The organism is Xanthomonas sp. Leaf148 (genome assembly GCF_001423585.1).
Classification (GTDB): domain Bacteria; phylum Pseudomonadota; class Gammaproteobacteria; order Xanthomonadales; family Xanthomonadaceae; genus Xanthomonas.
Genome location: NZ_LMOP01000012.1, coordinates 39,682 through 56,816, shown reverse-complemented (window position 1 = coordinate 56,816; position 17,135 = coordinate 39,682). Strand labels below are relative to the sequence as shown.

Annotated in this window: 10 protein-coding genes, 1 other RNA gene and 2 pseudogenes; 5 read left to right on the top strand and 8 right to left on the bottom strand. The window is 65.5% G+C overall.

The window, feature by feature from the left end; all coding sequences use genetic code 11:
* The first annotated feature begins 803 nt into the window (after positions 1-803).
* Positions 804-1,877 carry a 3-deoxy-7-phosphoheptulonate synthase gene (locus ASF90_RS17305; protein WP_055853104.1) on the top strand — a complete coding sequence of 358 codons (1,074 nt, stop codon included), beginning with the start codon at positions 804-806 and terminating at the stop codon, positions 1,875-1,877.
* A 568-nt stretch (positions 1,878-2,445) separates the two neighbouring features.
* Here ASF90_RS17305 and ASF90_RS23660 read toward each other — a convergent pair.
* A complete protein-coding gene (locus ASF90_RS23660; protein WP_156364984.1) occupies positions 2,446-2,589 on the bottom strand; it encodes a hypothetical protein in 144 nt (47 codons plus the stop codon).
* Positions 2,590-2,819: 230 nt separating this feature from the next.
* Positions 2,820-3,014: pseudogene (locus ASF90_RS24535) on the bottom strand (propionyl-CoA--succinate CoA transferase); the annotation flags it as partial.
* Positions 3,015-3,315: 301 nt separating this feature from the next.
* Between ASF90_RS24535 and ASF90_RS17295 the strand changes: the two are divergent.
* The 3 genes from ASF90_RS17295 to ASF90_RS17290 all read left to right on the top strand — a co-directional run bounded on the left by ASF90_RS17295 (position 3,316) and on the right by ASF90_RS17290 (position 8,406).
* Entirely contained in the window at positions 3,316-5,493 is a 2,178-nt protein-coding gene (locus tag ASF90_RS17295) for a hypothetical protein (protein WP_055853097.1), read from the top strand.
* A 175-nt stretch (positions 5,494-5,668) separates the two neighbouring features.
* Positions 5,669-5,739: non-coding RNA, sX9 sRNA (locus ASF90_RS22795), on the top strand.
* A 213-nt stretch (positions 5,740-5,952) separates the two neighbouring features.
* Positions 5,953-8,406 carry a hypothetical protein gene (locus ASF90_RS17290; RefSeq protein ID WP_055853913.1) on the top strand — a complete coding sequence of 818 codons (2,454 nt, stop codon included), beginning with the start codon at positions 5,953-5,955 and terminating at the stop codon, positions 8,404-8,406.
* A gap of 223 nt (positions 8,407-8,629) precedes the next feature.
* Here the strand turns inward: ASF90_RS17290 and ASF90_RS17285 are convergent.
* Positions 8,630-9,386, bottom strand: a pseudogene (locus ASF90_RS17285) (SMP-30/gluconolactonase/LRE family protein); the annotation flags it as partial.
* A 152-nt stretch (positions 9,387-9,538) separates the two neighbouring features.
* Between ASF90_RS17285 and glnE the strand changes: the two are divergent.
* Positions 9,539-12,364, top strand: a complete 2,826-nt coding sequence (glnE, locus tag ASF90_RS17280) for a bifunctional [glutamate--ammonia ligase]-adenylyl-L-tyrosine phosphorylase/[glutamate--ammonia-ligase] adenylyltransferase (RefSeq protein ID WP_055853093.1) — start codon at positions 9,539-9,541, stop codon at positions 12,362-12,364.
* Positions 12,365-12,557: 193 nt separating this feature from the next.
* Here glnE and ASF90_RS17270 read toward each other — a convergent pair whose 3' ends face one another.
* The 5 genes from ASF90_RS17270 to ASF90_RS17250 form a co-directional block, all read right to left on the bottom strand.
* On the bottom strand, positions 12,558-12,935 hold the full coding sequence (locus ASF90_RS17270) for a cyclophilin-like fold protein (RefSeq protein ID WP_236699303.1): 378 nt from the start codon (positions 12,933-12,935) through the stop codon (positions 12,558-12,560).
* 141 nt (positions 12,936-13,076) lie between these two features.
* Entirely contained in the window at positions 13,077-14,105 is a 1,029-nt protein-coding gene (locus tag ASF90_RS17265; RefSeq protein ID WP_055853085.1) for an alpha/beta hydrolase, read from the bottom strand.
* 519 nt (positions 14,106-14,624) lie between these two features.
* Positions 14,625-15,182, bottom strand: a complete 558-nt coding sequence (locus ASF90_RS17260; RefSeq protein ID WP_055853082.1) for a VUT family protein — start codon at positions 15,180-15,182, stop codon at positions 14,625-14,627.
* A gap of 544 nt (positions 15,183-15,726) precedes the next feature.
* On the bottom strand, positions 15,727-16,230 hold the full coding sequence (locus tag ASF90_RS17255; RefSeq protein ID WP_055853079.1) for a hypothetical protein: 504 nt from the start codon (positions 16,228-16,230) through the stop codon (positions 15,727-15,729).
* Positions 16,227-17,090 (bottom strand): DUF2145 domain-containing protein, encoded by an 864-nt coding sequence (locus ASF90_RS17250; protein ID WP_055853076.1) that lies wholly within the window; start codon positions 17,088-17,090, stop codon positions 16,227-16,229. Before ASF90_RS17250 ends, ASF90_RS17255 begins: the two co-directional genes overlap by 4 nt.
* Positions 17,091-17,135: the final 45 nt, after the last annotated feature.

Below are 17,135 nucleotides of genomic sequence, written 5' to 3'. Positions count from 1 at the left end.
TGGCGTGGTGCGCGGTGGCGCGGTCGATCAAGCTAGCGCGATGCTGTTTGGTGCAAGCATCGATAGCGTGCGCGGCAATGCAGTGAACAGCGGCTGCAAGGTGCAAGCGGACGCGGCGCATAGCAGTGCAATGACGATCGGCTGCAACCCGACATTAGACGGGCCGCAGTGCAGCGCTCGCGTGGATACGGATAGCAATTCCATGCTGGAGGAACGAGGGGTTGCTGGTGGCGGTGCCGTTGCTCAACTGGCATCTGGCGAATATATGTGTCGTTGCCCGCAGCGAGATACGAATTTGGAACGCTATGTACGATCTGCTGAGTGTCACGACGCATCTGCATCCACGCATCGGATGTCGGACAAGCGGACTTGCGTACCAGTGCGTTAATCGTTCCGCCGCAGCTACGGACCGCAAGCTTTATGAAACAGCCGCGCCAAAAGGGCTGGTCGCACATCGCTCATCGATTGCGTCGCGCCACGCCGTCGTGGTCAACGAGGGATATGCCGGTGGGCCTTTCTCGCGTCCCGGCAGTGCATCGACTGCGATAGGGCGCACGTCCGTTGCCGATGAAACAGTGGCAACACGCAAAAACGCGTGGTATCAATGCATCCCATGAACGCACCCCGCAGCCAGTTTTATTTTTGGTACTACGGTTTTCCGATGCCGCTGGCGGAGGAAGGATTGCGCTCACCCTGAAGGAAACTTCAGCAGCATTCCCGAAAAGCCGCCAGCGCACACTGGCGGCTTTTTTGTTGCCGCCTCGCCTGGCTCCCCGATGCAACCGCCGACCCGAGACACTGTTATGCCGCCTGTGACCGATGACCTGCGTATCCGCAAGATCGAAGCCCTCGCACCGCCTTCGCAGCTGCTGTCGCTGCTGCCCTGCGATGAGCGCGCCTCCGAAACCGTCACCAACTCGCGCGCCGCGCTGCACGAGATCCTGCATGGGCGCGACGACCGCCTGGCGGTGGTGATCGGGCCCTGCTCGATCCACGACCCGGTCGCGGCGATGGAGTACGCACACCGGCTGCGCCCACTGCGCGAGCAGTTCGGCGATGCGCTGGAGATCGTGATGCGGGTGTACTTCGAAAAGCCGCGCACCACCATCGGCTGGAAGGGCCTGATCAACGATCCGGACCTGGATGGCAGCTTCCAGATCAACAAGGGGCTGCGCGTGGCGCGCGGCTTGCTGCGCGACATCAACAACCTTGGGTTGCCGGCCGGTGTGGAGTTTCTCGACATTATTTCGCCGCAATACATCGCCGATCTGGTGGCCTGGGGCGCGATCGGCGCACGCACCACCGAAAGCCAGGTGCACCGCGAAATGGCCTCGGGTCTGTCGTGCCCGGTGGGGTTCAAGAACGGCACCGGTGGTGACGTCAAGATTGCGGTGGACGCCGTGGGCGCGGCCTCGCATCCGCATCATTTCCTGGCCGTGACCAAGGACGGCCAGACCGCGGTGGCAGCGACTGCGGGCAACCCGGATTGCCATGTGATCCTGCGCGGCGGCAAGGTGCCCAACTTCGATGCGGCCAGCGTTGAATCGGCCAGCCAGGTGCTCAACACCTCCGGTCTGCCGGCACGGTTGATGATCGACGCCAGCCACGCCAATAGCGGCAAGAATCCCGACAACCAGCCCAAGGTGATCGATGACATCGCGCGGCAGCTGGAAGGCGGCGAGACGCGCATCGTCGGCGTCATGGTGGAAAGCCATCTGGTCGGCGGCCGCCAGGAACTTGTCGCAGGCTGCGAGCTGACCTACGGCCAGAGCATCACCGACGGCTGCCTGGATTGGGACACTTCGGTACAGGTACTGGATCGTCTGGCGACTGCAGTGCGCGCCCGGCGCGCGCGGCGGATTGCTGAGGCTGCGTAAGCGTGCGACATGGTGTTCGCTGACTGATCTCGAGGTTGCGGTTGGTCGGCTTACGGATGCGGCACCAAGTGTCGCCTGGACCCGCATCCGGCGCGACGCGCCACCTTCTCCCGACGGGAGAAGGCCGGGAGCGCTTATTATCCTGGGAGGATGAAAGCAGCGCGCATCGACAGGATGAAAGCGTCTTTCGTCCGAGAAAACGAAAGCCACTAAGCCGGCGGGAGATGGTTGGGGCGATGGTGCGGCGGAAAACCCATCCATCGCTTGAAACACCACATGGGCGGCCAAAGAAAAACGCCGGACCGGCGCAGGGAGCCGGTCCGGCGGATTGAACAACACCACCCACTGGTGACCCGTCGCTGCGGTGGCTAGGAGGGAGAGACGTTATGCACCGCCAGCGAGCGGGTAAGGACGTTATCGCCCCGGGGCATGACCTGCGCATGTCGCTGCGTGGCGCCGGCAGACATGAAGTTTCCAAAGAGTTAAGCGGCGCCGCGGCGGTGCTTCACTTGCGTACATCGCTGCATGCATGGCCACGTAACCCAATAACCTGTGCATACATGCAACGTCAGCCCAGCATGTCGCCAGGGTCGAGCCAGCGCTGGCGCCGCTCCAATGACTCAGTCAGCGTATGCGGGGTGTGTGTGCCATCGCTATCGCGATTGGCGCGTGCCACCTGGTGTTCCACTGCATTGCGATAGCGCGGGGACACGCGATGTAACCCAATAACCTGTGCATGCATGCAACGTCAGCCCAGCATGTCGCCAGGGTCGAGCCAGCGCTGGCGCCGCGCCAATGACTCAGTCAGCGTATGCGGGATGTGCGTGCAATCGCTAACGTGATTGGCGCATGCCATCTAGTGTTCCAGTGCATTGCGATAGCGCGGGGACACTCAATGGTCGAGCGACTGGCGCGCGTGCTGATTGGGCGTGAGCACACGCAGATTGGCCACTGCTTGCCTTGTAGGTTCGCCGCTTCGATCCGCTTCGTTATCGCCATCGGCGCCGCCTTGGGATAGCAGGACCCGATGAAGCTGCTCGTCGCCACGGTCTGGTCCGGCTTGATCAGCGCGGCTGCCGCCTTGGCAGACACCCGTCGGTCGCGCAGCGGCGCGTACAGGATGCGTTGCTCGGACATGGCGGGCGCAGCTGCAACGGGGCAGCGCCATTATCGCCGCAGCAAACAGCTGGCCGCGTGCGACCTTGGTGCAATGGTCACTTGCGTCTGCTGCCAGTGAGCACGCCATCTGGAATCACTGCGCTTATCATCAGCCGAACGCGGCCGCTAAGCGTCACTAGGTGTCGCGCATGCAGAGGCTGCAGCGGGCGTTCCAGAACCCACCTGACAGCGCCTCCACGGTGTCGCTCACCCTCAGCGTTCACGCCTCGCCGTCGGCGCACCCCCGATAGTGGCGGCAGACTCTTCTTCGCCTGCGCCCATGCCCTCTCTTCGCGAACGCTTTCAGCGCTGGCCCCGGCCGTGGCGGCTCGCACTGCTGGTGCTGTTGGCGCTGTACGCGCTGTATCTGCTGGCCGGCAATGTGTTTCTCAACACGCCGTTGTTCGATGCCACCACCAACCGGCAGCCGCACAAGTTCACCATGCAGACGGGCCCGGCACTGACGCTGTTCCCGGGCGAGGTGATGGCCTGGAATGTGCGCATGCGCGGGCAGGCCAACCGCACCGTGTATGTCTTCCATGCCGATCGCGCGCATGCACGCATCGCGCTACTGGCCCTGTTCCGGCGTGAGGTCCGTCTGCCGTGGCTGCATGCCACCGGCCTGAGCGCAGAAGTGGAGACCTCCGATACGCCCATCCCGCCGCCGCCACGTGGCGACCAGGGCTGGACCCTGCGCTTCGATGCGATCAGCAGCGACAGCATCCGCAGTGCGCGCGTGGGGAAACTGCTGATCGCAGGCAACGGCCACGGTACGGTTGGCTTTCTGAAGCAGCTGAAGGGCGGGCCATCGGAGCTGTTTCCATCCGAGGCGGGCTTTACCGATGCGGTGGTCAGCTTCGATGGGGTGCAGGTCTTCAATGGCGCGCAGCTGGATGCGCAGTTCCAGTTTCCGCGCCACTACCGCGATGAAGCGCCCGGCCTGCGCAAGCTCGGTATCACCCGTGCGCGCCTGCAGTTGAAGGCCAGTACGGTGGCATTGAAGATCGATACCGGTGCCCCGCACGTGGACATCCGCAGCGGACCATCGGTCGCGCGCGTGGAGGCCGACATCACGCTGGACCGCGGCGCGCTGCAGCCGGGCAGTCACGCGGTGTGGCGGCTGCCGTTGATGGCCGGTGTCGGTGCCACCGACCGCGGCATGCTGGCGTTGCAGCTGGACGTGGCGCAGGACATCCGCGTACAGGCGCGGTTGCCGCGCGATGCAGACACCGGCAGCGAACTGCACGCCGATCTGCGCATTGCCGGCCGCAGCATTCCCTTCCAGGAGCCGGCGCAGATCTTGCCGCGGCTATCGGGACAGGTGCAGGGGCGCTGGAAGTTCGAATCCTTGAACTGGATCGCCGAGCTGTTCGTACGTAAGCCGTGGTTTCAGCTGGAAGGCGGCGGCCTGGTGGAAGCCGATCTACGCCTGGCGCAAGGTCGGCTGACCAGTGGCAGTAGCCTGGAGATTCCACGCGTGGAGGCAGTGGCGCAGGTGTTCGATACGCGTTTGACCGGCATCGCCAGGGCGCGCGGCCGCATCGACGATGCCGCCACCCCGCAGGCGCATCTGGATGTGAGCATTCCAACGTTCCGCGCCGCGCCACGCGATGCGCCCAAGCAGATCCTGCTGGATGGTCGCGACCTGCAGCTGGCCATGCATGGCGATGCGGAACTGGCGCGTCTGCGCGACACGCTCAAGGCGCAGCTGCGTTTCAGCGATGCGAAGGTGCCCGACCTGACGGTCTACAACCGCTATCTGTCCGGTAAGGCCGTGCGCCTGCTCGGCGGCAGTGGCAGCCTGACCGGCGATGTCGCGCTCAACGCAGCCGGCGATGTCGGCAGCGGGCATGCGCATCTGCGCGGGCAGGGCGCGCATCTGGCGCTGGCCGGCGTGCAGATGCGCGGCGATGCCGACCTGCAGGCGCAGCTGCAACGCGCCGACTTCAAGAACAAGTTCTTCGACCTCAGCGGGACGCGCGTGCGTCTGCGCAACATGCGCGTGGGCGACGACACCGCCGATACCAACTGGTGGGGCGAGCTGCAGGTCGGTGCCGGCACCATCCAGGCCAGCGCACCGTTTCAGCTGGATGCCGACGCGGCGCTGCGCATGCGCGATGCCGCGCCGCTACTATCGGTGTTCGCGCAGCGGGCCGACTATCCGCGCTGGGTGGTGGGCTTGCTGGATTCGGGCGAGCTCGATGCCACCGGCCGCGTACGCTGGCGTAAGCAGCAACTCACGGTCGACGATCTGCAGGCAGAAAACGCGCGGCTTTCGTTGCGCGCGCGCCTGGCGCTTGACGACGACACGCGGCGCGGCAATCTGTATCTGCGTTGGGGCGTGCTCGGCGCCGGCATCGAACTGGATGGCAAGCAGCGGCAATGGCATCTGGCCGGCGCGCGCGAGTGGTACGACAAACAACCGGGCTTGCTGCCGCCGGTATCCCGGCGGAAGTAAGCGCTTGGCGAAGCGTGCTGGCATGGCGTCATTCTGGGTGTGGCATCCATCTTGGGCGATGCCGTGTAGACCACAGTGCGGGCCGCGCGGTGTGGGCATCAGATGGCGAAGAGCGGCTAACAAAGCGGCTGCGCTCACTGCCAGGCGAGTGCGGGCGATGCTCGGAGTCGGCGTGGTGCACTCGTACACTTCGGTTCCTGTGCTTTGTCCACCCATCTGACGACTGCTCGCTACGGTGTGTTAGTCGCTCTAAGTCGTCCGGTTGCCTGATCAAGCATTGAGCGGAGCGTTCGACGTGTGGCGTCCACGCCAAGCGCCATGCCTCGTGGTCGCCATCGCAATCGCAATCGCCACGCGCATACGCGTGCGCAGCCATGTGCCCACGATGCGCACCGCACTCACGGTCTGATTGGCACACTGCGCGGCGCCGCCTGCGCGGTCTTGAAGGAGCCTGACGTCATGACGATGCCTGTTCGCGCCCGCTGGCGCGCATTGCCCCGTGCGCTGCGTTGGCCGTTATCGGCCGTGATCGTGCTGTATGTGGGCTACCTGCTGCTGGGCAACCTGCTGCTCAACACCCCGCTCGGGCCGGCAGCGCTCAATCGCAAGCCGGACACCTTCGCCATGCAATGGGGCCCTGGCCTGACTTGGTGGCCGGGACGGGTGATGTTGTGGGATGTCGATCTGCAAGGCCGCTCCAACCGCAACCGCTGGAGCGTCAGGGCGCAGCGCATGAGCGGGCAGATCCGAATGTTGCCCTTGCTGCATCGGCAACTGCTGGTGCCGGAACTGCATGTGCACGGTGTGCGTGCCGGCCTGCATTCGGCACCGTCCATAGCGGATGCCCTGGGCGCAGCTCCCGCTGCTGCCGCGGTGGGTGCGCAGCCGGCAACCACGACGATGGACGCAACATCGAATGCATCCGCGACCGCTGCACCCGAGCAAGCCGCAGCGAATGCAACGCACGCGACAGCAGCGCCTTCGACAGCAGCAACAGCGACAGCCGCAGAACGTGCGAAGTCGACAGCAACAACAGCAACAACAGCAACCGCGTCATCTCCATCGGATCAGGCACGAAATCCGCAATCCGCTAAGTCCCCTGCAAATCCAAACCCCGCCACGCCGGCCTGGACACTGCAGTTCGACCGCATCGATGCCGTGCAGGTACACACGCTATCACTGCGCCAATTGCGGATCGAAGGCGACGGCCAGCTGCAGCTCGGTCTGTTCAAGCAGTTGCGCGGCGGGCCGATGGAACTGTTCCCATCGCGTGCGGTGTTCGACAACGCACGCGTGCAGTGGGGCAAGAGCGAATTGCTGCGCAACGGGCAGCTGCGCCTGGAGGCGAGCATTGCGCGGCATGTGCCCGACCAGGCGCGCGGGCTGGCCTTGCTGCAGCTGACCGATGCGCTGGTGGCCGTGCACGGCGACACCGCCGCGCTGGATGTCACCCGTACTGCACAGGGCCGCCACACGGTGGTCACCCGGCCGGGCAAAGGGCGGGCAGATGGCGAGTTACGCTGGACGCGCGGCGCGTTGCAACCGGGCAGCCAGCTGCACTGGCGTGCGCCTCTGCACGACAGCACGCGCATGCCTGCCGCGTTGTTGGGTGAGTTGGCGGCGCAGTTGCAGGTGGACGACAACATGCGCCTGACCGTGAGCATGCCTGAGCCTGCCGATGCCGGGCTGACGCTGGATGCCGACCTGCGCGTGCAGGGCCGGCAGTTGCCGCTGCAGTCCCTGCGCGACCTGCTGCCGCGCACCTCCGGGCATGCACGGCTACATTGGCAGCTGGCGTCGCTCAGCTGGATTCCCGCGCTATTTCCGGATGTGGACTGGCTCACCCTGGAGGGCGATGGCCTGGTCGATGCGGACCTGCGTATCGCGCATGGCCAGCTCGGTGCCGGCAGCCGGCTGCGGGTGCCGCATGTGCGCGCGCATGTCGGCGTGATGGGGCACGCGATCGATGGCCAGGCCAGTGCGGATCTGCGCGTGGATGCCGATGCCAACGGTCAGCTGTTGCCCGCGCTCGCACTGCAGATGCAGCAGTTTGCGATCGCCCATACAGACGCACCTACGCGTCCGTTCGTGCAAGGCCGCGATCTGCGTCTGGATCTGCAGACGCGCGCCGATGCACGCAACCTGGCGACATTGCGCGATGCCACGCGTGCGCATCTGACCTTTGCCAATGCGCGTGTGCCTGATTTGCGTGCATACAACCGCTATCTGCCGCAGCAGCAGCTGCGGTTCGATGGTGGCAACGGGGTGCTTAGCGGCGATCTGCAGATCGAGCCCGGTGGGCGTATCGGCAAGGGCGGATTGCGTCTCGGTGCACGCGCGGCGCGCCTGCAGTTTGCCGGGCTCGCATTGCGTGGCGACGTGGATGCCGATCTGCGCCTGCAGCGTGGCGATCTGCGTGCAGAAAATTTTCGACTCGATGCCAGTACGGTGCAGCTGCGCAATGTCGGATTTACCGGTCCGGATGGACAGCGCCGCGATGGCTGGTGGGCACGCATCGTGCTGGACGACACGCGTATGCAGTGGCGTCAGCCGGTCGGTGTGGATGGACGCGTGCGCATCCAGGTACGCGACCTGGCGTTCTTGATGGCGTTGTACGCGCGCGACCGCTCCATTCCCAATTGGATGCTGCGGTTGGTGGATGCAGGGCAGGCGCAGGTCGTCGGTCGTGTGCATTGGCAAGGCGATACCGTCATCGTCGATCGACTGCAGGCGCGCAACGCACGTTTCCAGGTCGATGCACGGTTGCGCCTGCAAGGCACGCAGCGCAGCGGCAGCCTGCTCGCGCGCTGGGGTGTAGTGAGTGCGGCAGTCGGCCTGCGCAACGACACCCCCGAGTGGCATCTGCTACGTGCGCCGGAGTGGTATCAGGCGCAGCCGGACCTGTTGCGATGACAACCGGACGCGGCAGCGTTGCGTGAAGAAAACTGGGCCAGTTCTGTACCGTCTGGTGTTGTTTTGCAGTGCAGCGTGCAAGTCGGATTCGGGGCGCGCACTATGATCCTGCATCCCGACGTGGGGGAGGGAGCAAAGCCCGCTGGCAGTTCGCTGCAAGCGGGCTTTTTTATTGCCTGACGTTTGACCAGTCAAGCATGTGCAGCTCCGTAAAGCACGGGATTTACTGCAGTTCCAGCATCCACATCGTGCTGCCGCCGCTGATGAACAGCCGCCGCTGATCCTGATCGAAGCTGCAGTGACGCGGTGCGGGGGCTCGGTACGAGCCCCAACAGGTGTCCCTCCGGAACGAGGATGCACGCGCCTGCGCCGGAGCTGCTCCACAGCCATCCTTGGCGGTCCACCCAGAAGCCCTCGGCCAGGCCGTTTGGCACCACTGCAAAGCGGCGTCGATCGTGCAGTGCACCATCGCACCAATCCCATGCGGTGATCTCCGGTTCGCCAGGGCCGTCCTCCGGGGTTTGCGACACTTACAGCACGCGCGCGTCGGGCGAAAACGCCAGGCCATTGGGGTGATCCAGCCTTGCCATGCACTGCAGCGGGCCAGCATCGTGCGGCCGCCGATAGACCGCCGTGGTGGTCCAGTTCCTGCGGGCCGGGGTAGCTCTGGCGGGCTTGAGCAGGCCAAACGGTGGGCCGGCGAACCAGATCGCGCCGTCGCGCGCCACGCTCGGAGCGTTGGGCGACTTCAGCCGTTTGCCCTCAAAACGCCCGACCAGCAAATGCGCCCGTCCAGCCGCATCGCTGCGGGTGATTGCGCGGCGGCCATGCGCGCAAGGCACCAGCCGTTGTTGCGCATCCACCGCATTGCCGTTGCTGAAGGCGATGGCGTCCAGTAGCACGCCCACTGCGCCGTCTTCGCGCCAACCGAGCACGCCGCGGTCCGCCACCTCGCTCCACACCAGTGTGCGTTGCGCCTCGCATCACACCGGGCCTGGCCTGGTCGTACAGGTTTGCAGGCGCACTCGCCTGCGTCACGCATCGCGCAGGCGAATGCGCAGGCAGCACGCCGCATCCGGATGATGGCGCGCGCACACATGCCGCCACCGTGCAGGGATGCCAGAATCGACGTATGTCGCTGCCCATCACATCTGCTTCTCCTGCGCTCACCGCTCTGATCGAGCGGGCCGTGGCGCGTGTCCGCCAGGCTGTCCCTGCCGAGCAGCCGTGGCCTGGCGGCGATCTTGCGCAAGCGCTCGAACAGGTCGCGCTTGTCAGCGACTTCGCGCTAGAAACCCTGGCGCGCCAGCCGGCACTGCTGCTGCACCTGGCCCAGGCCGATCCGCCACCGCTGCCGGTGCCAACGCTCGACCCGGCGCAGCCACAAGCCTGGGCGGCGCAGTTACGGCGCTACCGCGCCGCTGAATCCACCCGCCTGGTGTGGCGCGACGTGCTGGGCCTGGACAGCGTGGACGCCACACTTGCCGGTGCGACCCGGTTGGCAGAAGCCTGCCTGCAATGTGCGCTGCAGGCGCTGGAGCAGCAGTTCGACAGCCGCCATGGGCAGGTGATTGCCGAGGACGGCAGCGTGCAGCAGCTGGTGGTCTTCGGGCTGGGCAAACTCGGCGGCGGCGAGCTGAATTTTTCTTCGGATGTGGATCTGGTCTACGCCTACCCGCAGGGCGGGCAGTCCACTGGCGCGCGCCCGTTGGCGGCCGAAGAATACTTCGCGCGATTGGGCCAGCAACTGGCCAAGTTGCTCGACGAAACCACCGCCGATGGGTTCAGCCACCGCGTGGACCTGCGCCTGCGCCCGTTCGGCACCGCTGGCCGCGTGGCGTTGTCGTTCACCGGCATGGACCAGTACTTCCAGCGCGAAGGCCGCGACTGGGAACGCTATGCCTGGCTCAAGGCGCGCGCCGTGGCCGGGGACATCGCTGCCGGCGAGGCCTGGCTGGAAACACTGCGGCCGTTCGTCTACCGGCGCTATCTGGATTTCACCGCACTGGACGGCTTGCGCGAAATGAAAGCCGCCATCACTGCCGAAGTGGCGCGGCACGACCGGCTGGACGACATCAAGCGTGGGCCCGGCGGTATTCGCGAGATCGAATTTCTTGCGCAATCGCTGCAGCTGATCCGCGCCGGACGCGAGCCCGCGCTGCGCGAGCGGCGGCTGTTGCCCGCATTGCAGGCGCTGGTTGCAGCAGGCCAGATCGAAGCGGACAACGGTGCGGCCTTGACCGAGGCGTATCGCTTTTTGCGCCGTCTGGAAAACCGCCTGCAGATGTTGCGCGATGCGCAGACCCATGCGTTGCCGCAGGCGCCGCTGGACCGCGAGCGGATCGCATTGGGCTTGGGCCATGCGGACTGGCCGGCGCTGCTGGACGCGCTGGCCCCGCATCGCAGCCGGGTGGCGGCGGAGTTTGCCGAGTTGCTGGCGCCGCGCGTGCGTGCCACCGCGCCGGATGCGCTGGCCGATTACTGGCGCGCATTGCCCGAGGGCGATGCGGCGCCGCTGCTGGGCATCGGCTTGCACGATCCCGCCAACGCGCATCAGGTGTTGAGCGATTTTGCGCAATCGTCCGGCGTGCACGCACTGTCCGATAGCGCGCGGGTACGGCTCGATCGGGTCATGCCGGCATTGCTGCACGCGGCCACGCGCGCCAGCCAGCCCGATGCCGCCGTGCGGCGCATGCTGGGCCTGTTGCAGGCCACCTTGCGCCGCACCAGCTATCTGGCGCTGCTGGACGAACAACCCAGTGCGCTGGCACGCCTGGTCGATGTGCTCTCGCGCAGTGCGTTGCTGGCCGAGCGGCTGGCCGCGTACCCGTTGCTGCTGGACGAGTTGCTCGACACCCGCATCAGCGGGCCATTGCCGGATCGCGCGGCCCTGCATGCGGCATGTGCCGACACGCTGCAGATCGACGATACCGAAGCAGCCTTGCGCGAACTCAACGAGCGCCGGTTGGCGCTGAGTTTCCGTATCGCGCTGGCCACGCTCGATGGCCGCCAACTTGCGGTGGACAGCACCCGGCAACTGGCCTGGCTTGCCGAGGCGGTGGTGCAGACCGTCCTGCAGCTGGCGCGCGTCGAACTGGTCGCCGCGCATGGGCAAGTGCCCGGCGGCACCTTCGCCATCATCGGCTACGGCAGCCTGGGTGGGTTGGAACTGGGCTTCGGCTCGGATCTGGACCTGGTGTTTCTCTACGATCATCCGCGCGCGGTTGAAAGCTCCGACGGCAAGCGGCCGCTGGAAGCCGGGCGCTGGTTCGCACGGTTTGCGCAGAAGGTGATGGCGTTGCTCGCTGCCGAAACCGGCGCTGGCCGCTTGTACGACATCGACGTGCGGCTGCGTCCGGACGGCGGCAAGGGCGCGCTGGTGTCGTCGCTGGCCAGCTACCGCGAGTATCAGCGCGAGCGCGCCTGGACCTGGGAGCATCAGGCGCTGGTGCGCGCACGTGCGGTCGCAGGCGACGCCGCGCTGTGCGAGGCGTTTGCACAGGTACGCCGCGAGACGCTGGCGCGCGTGCGCGACACTGCGCTGCTGCACGAAGACGTGCGCAAGATGCGCGCACGCATGCGCGCTGAGCTTGATCGCAGCGATGCCGGCCGGCTGGATCTCAAGCAAGGCGCCGGCGGCCTGGTCGATCTGGAATTCCTGTTGCAGGCCGGTGTGCTGGGCCAGGCGGCGCAGCATCCGCCGTTGCTGCAGGTCTGCGACACGCCCGCACTGATCGATGCACTGGTGCAGGCGCAGTGGTTGCCCGGCACTGCCGCGCAAGCGCTGCACGACGCACATGCCACGCTGGTGGATGCCGGGCTGGCCTGCACGCTGGACCGGCGCCCGCGCCTGATCACGCCAACTGCCGCCATCCAGCAGGCCACCGGCAGCATCTTTGCGATTGCGCAGGCGCAAGGCCTGGCGTTCCCGCGCGGCAGGGACGCACCGCGTGGGTGAGGCATTACGCGGTGGTGTGCAGGTGATTCACAGTGCCGCCTGCGTGCTGCGTGCTGCCGCTGGCGCAGGACGCCAGTCGCAGGAGTGGCTCAGCAGGAGATTGAGGCCCGCGTCGGCAAGCGGGGCCGGCAAGGCCTGCAGCAGCGGCAGCAGGCCATGTGCAGCGCACTGATGCGTGTTGTGATCGCCCGCCTCAGTGCGGCGGCGGTGCCGCAGCCGCGGGCGCCGCACGTGCGATGGTCGCGGTGAAGCTGGCTGAGCGTGTCAGCGCTTGCGGGTTGGACACGATCCGCCCCAGCCGCACCAGATCGCGCGATGGCGTATAGCCGCGGTAGAACACCGCCAGGTTGCCCCATGGCACGTAATACATCAGGTCGCCTACCTGTGCCGGGCCGGCAGGGCCAACCGCGCTCAGGTCGAGCTTGGACGGCAGGTAGCTGATCTTTTCGCTGCCATGGAAGTCTTCGAACGGCACGGTCATCGGTAACCGCGCGAGCAGGTCGCGCGTGGCCGAGTGATCGACCAGCTCCGCTTCGACGACGTCATCGCCGATGGTGAGGGTGATACGCATCGTGCGCTCCGGTGTATGTGGGGTGGCCGCTGCTGGTGGCGTTGCAGCCGAGCAGGCGGTGACCAGGACGACGCACCCCAGTAACAGGGTGCGCACGCAGGCGCTGGGGCGAAGGATCGACATCGGCGCTGTCCTCGTGGATTACTGCAGGTGCTTGCGGAAGAACGCGGTGAGCGTGTCGAACGGAATCAGATCCACGCGATCGTACAAGTCCACGTGTCCTGCGTCCGGCACGATCACCAATCGCTTGGGCTGGCCAGCCAGACGGTACGCCTCTTCGCTGAACTCGCGCGAATGCGCCTTCTCGCCGGTAATGAATAGCATCGGCCGCGGCGAGATGGTCTCGATGTCGTTGAACGGATAGAAGTTCATGAACTTGACGTTGCTGGTCAGCGTCGGCCGTGTGGTGTGCTCGGGCGACTGGCCCTTAGGCGTGTACTGTCCGCGCGGTGTCCGATAGAAATCGTAGAACTCGCGTTCGATCGGGTTGGACTCCGGCGTCAGCGCCAGGACCGTGCCGCCGGTGTATTCCACCGGCTCGCCGCTGAATTCAACCGAGCGTTGTTTGGCGGCCGCGGCGATGATCTGCTTGCGCTGCGCCAGGCTGAGCCCATGACGCAGGCCGTTGCGGTTGGCCGCACCCATGTCGTACATGCTCACCGTGGCGATCGCGTGCATGCGTGGGTCGATCTTGGCCGCGCTGATCACAAAGCTGCCACTGCCGCAGATACCCAGCGCACCGATCTGCTCGCGATCGACAAACGTTTGCGTTTCCAAGAAATCCACTGCCGCACTGAAGTCTTCGGCATAGATGTCCGGCGACACCGCGTTGCGTGGTTGCCCTTCGCTTTCGCCCCAGAACGACAGGTCCAGGGACAGCGTCACAAAGCCTTGTTCGGCAAGTTTGGTCGCGTAGAGATTGGCGCTCTGTTCCTTGGTCGCACCCATGGGATGCCCCACCACAATGGCCGGATGCCGCTTGCCGGTGTCCAGGCCCTTGGGGACGAACAGGTTGCCGGCCACGGTCATCTGGTACTGATTCTTGAAGGTGACCTTTTGCACGGTCACCGTCTCGCTGGTGTAGAAATTATCGGCACCGTTGGACATGTCTGCTCCTAGCGTTGGGAATGAAACAAGCAAGAGCACCAGAAAGAAGATGCGCAGTTGCATGGTGTGGCTCTCATGAACGGTGCACGCCGCCCGCAGCTATGTGCCGCTGTGGTTGCGTTGGCCGGTGGATGAAGGGATGACGTGTGCGGCCAACGGGCGACGCCGTGCGGACAGTGGCATGGCTGCAGCAATGCCCTTTGCGATGTCGCCGATGACCGCGCTGCATCACCGTGTGCGAGCGCTACGCCGCGATGCATGCAGCCTCACGTCGCTGGTATGGTTACTGCGTTTTTGCGTGCCTACCTGCTGCAGCCGGTGGGCGTTGCTGCCGCCGTGGTGCGTCTTGCGGTGGCCTAATGTAGGTCAAGCGACACGCCAGAGCATTGCCGCCACGTGCATGCCTTCATGTGGCCGTTTCATGAGTGCTGCGATGTGCCGTGCGCATGGCAACGTGGGTCGCCTTGGCTGCCATGCACGCGATCGGTGCTTACGCATGCACAGACTGGGTGTCCGTGGCGGTGGCAAATCGTTTACAGCGCAGATGCCCATGTGCGCAAGGTGAGAGAGCGCAACCGTGATTCAGCTATTCGCCCGAGGCGCACTGCGCCAGAGCAACGCACGGAACGGCCCGAGCAAGAACACGCCCATGCCCAGCTTCACCGCTAGATCGCCCGCGGCCCAGCTCACCCACGGCAGCGATGCACCGGCAAAGGCGATGCTCCAGAAGAGTGCGGTATCCAGCGTGGCGCTGCAGGTGGTGGCCACGATCGGCGCGCGCCACCAGCTGCCGTTGCGCAGCCGGTCGAACACGGTGATATCCAGCAACTGCGCCGCGATAAAGGCTGTGCACGAGGCCGCCGCAATGCGCGGCGTCGCCAGCCAGATCGACAACAGCACCGCCAGCGCGAACCCGCACCAGGCCACCGTACGCGCTGCGCGTGGGCCAAAGCGGCGATTGATCAGATTGCTGACCAAAAACGCCAACGGGTACGAGAACGCACCCCAGGTCAGCCAGTCGTTGATCGGGTACTGCACCAGGATGTTGGACAGCAGCACCACCGCGCCCATGGCCACTACCGCCCACGCCAATGCGCGGGCAGTGAGCGGGGTGTACGGCGTCGGCGAAGTGCTGGACATGGCGGTGCGGCAGTGACAGAGCAGCGCGGATTATCCGCGCGTTGACGCAGGCGGACCAGTGCGCAGAGCCGCACGTAGAATCCACGGCGGCGGCTGCAGGTTGAAACGGCGTGTTGATGAGGGGGTGCCGCCAGCACGCTGGAGTGACGCCGTATGAATCGCTTGCGTTCGCGCGACCGCGATGCCTGATCGATCCACCGTGCCGCTGCGCTGTCGTTTGACCGCATGCGGCGCGCCACCAGTGCCAGCAACGCCCGCCCGCACACGCCACCAATGACATCGCCAATCGGCGTACACATCGTTGCTACCTGCCTTGCGATTGGCACGCTGGCAACTGCGCACGTGCCAGGCATCGTGCGCTACGGGTCTGCGACTGCGCGCGCCGTACACATCGGTGACGATCAACACGTCTTCGTGCAGGCAGCTCGGTAGACGGTGGAAGATGTGTCTGCGTGCGCCGCGCGTAGCGCCGTAACCGCAGACGGGAGGCGTCAGTAACGCCCCATCCTGGCCGATGACAGCATCTGCAAGCAGCGTGCCCGCATCACCAGGTCTTGCTGCTGTTCTGCGCAGCGGATTCTGCGGTCGGCACGAACGCCAGCGCCTGGCCTTGTGGCGACTGCACCGTCCAGCCCGCACCGGCCGGGCTCGGCTGGAAGGTCACCGTCTCGCCAACGCGAAAGCCCGCAGCCGGGTCGTCCTCGCGCGCCGGCCAGCGCAGCAGGGCGGCGTTGTCGGCTTTTTCTGGATCCTGCAACTGCACTTCGCAACCGCCGTCGGTGGTTTTTTCCACCGACTTGACCCGCATCGGCGGCAACGGCCCTGCGGAGGCCTTGTTCGATGCATGATCGAGTGCTTCCGAGCCTGCCATCGCACTATGGCCCAGCGCCAACGACACGAAGTACGGTGCGGAGATCACCAGAATCGCCGACATCGCAGAGGCGTCGCCGCGGGTGATCGTGGTCAAGCCTGCGTTGGCCGGCATCGGCTGACCGAACGAGACGGCGAGCAACAGCCCGAGGAAGGTAAATCGAGAAGGGATGTTCATGGAGACGCTCCGTGCGTGGCGACGCGATGTGGAATGGACTGGTCCTGCTGCAGCACCTGTTGTTGCTGCAGGAAATCGAACACCGACTCGACCGTGATCACCGAATAATTGCCGGAGATGCGTTCGCTGGCAGGATGGTCGGTTACCGCCGCATTGGCGACGAAAAAACGTGCGCCAATGCGCTTGCTCAGATCGAGATGCAAGCGGGTGGGTTGGTAACCGTTGTGCTTGAGCCAGGCTTGCGCGCTGCGTCGATCGCTCACCGGCGCAGGTGTCGCATCTGCTGCCTTGGTTGCTGCCATTGCCGCCGCCAGCACCTCGAGCACCCATTGGTTGGAGTTCTGATAATCGGTGGAGAACGGGTAGGCAATTATGCTGTAGCGCGCCTCATGCAGCGCATGCGCCAGCGTGGCCGGGTCCTGCAGCAAGCTGCGTAGCTGCCGCTGCAGTGCCGGTGCCAGCACGCCGACGCGCAGATCTGCAGTGAGGGCAGTTTCGCCGATGAAGTTGCTCAGACCTTCGTGATACAGCGCGGAGTTGTCCGACTTGCAATGATTGAGCAGGTGCTTCACCCGCCATGTGCCGTCGTCCTCGCGTAGCGCGAAGGCCAGATGGCTGTGTTTCAACCCATAACGGCTCAGATCCTGGCCGCCGCGTGCCAGCAGCACCACCTGCGCACCGTCCACTGCATCCAGCGTCTGCTGGGTGGATCTGGCCATGTCGAACATCGCCGCCAGCGTGGCGGGGGTTGGATAGTGCGGGGTGCAGACCGGCGCGGCAATGGCGGGCAGTGCGCACGTCAAGGCGATGAGCAACGACGCCGTTGCAAGCCACCTGCGCTGCTTGTGTTCGAGTTGCATGGGGGTCGATCGTCCGTGTGGTTGCCCCGTGACAGCCACGGCTGA

What these genes read in the sequence shown, in the direction of transcription:
- ASF90_RS17260 (WP_055853082.1), bottom strand. Translation starts at nt 15,182, where the DNA reads ATGTCCAGCACTTCGCCGACGCCGTACACCCCGCTCACTGCCCGCGCA.
- ASF90_RS17295 (WP_055853097.1), top strand. Translation starts at nt 3,316, where the DNA reads ATGCCCTCTCTTCGCGAACGCTTTCAGCGCTGGCCCCGGCCGTGGCGG.
- ASF90_RS17265 (WP_055853085.1), bottom strand. Translation starts at nt 14,105, where the DNA reads ATGCAACTGCGCATCTTCTTTCTGGTGCTCTTGCTTGTTTCATTCCCA.
- ASF90_RS17255 (WP_055853079.1), bottom strand. Translation starts at nt 16,230, where the DNA reads ATGAACATCCCTTCTCGATTTACCTTCCTCGGGCTGTTGCTCGCCGTC.
- ASF90_RS17250 (WP_055853076.1), bottom strand. Translation starts at nt 17,090, where the DNA reads ATGCAACTCGAACACAAGCAGCGCAGGTGGCTTGCAACGGCGTCGTTG.
- ASF90_RS17305 (WP_055853104.1), top strand. Translation starts at nt 804, where the DNA reads ATGCCGCCTGTGACCGATGACCTGCGTATCCGCAAGATCGAAGCCCTC.
- glnE (WP_055853093.1), top strand. Translation starts at nt 9,539, where the DNA reads ATGTCGCTGCCCATCACATCTGCTTCTCCTGCGCTCACCGCTCTGATC.
- ASF90_RS17290 (WP_055853913.1), top strand. Translation starts at nt 5,953, where the DNA reads ATGACGATGCCTGTTCGCGCCCGCTGGCGCGCATTGCCCCGTGCGCTG.
- ASF90_RS17270 (WP_236699303.1), bottom strand. Translation starts at nt 12,935, where the DNA reads ATGCGTATCACCCTCACCATCGGCGATGACGTCGTCGAAGCGGAGCTG.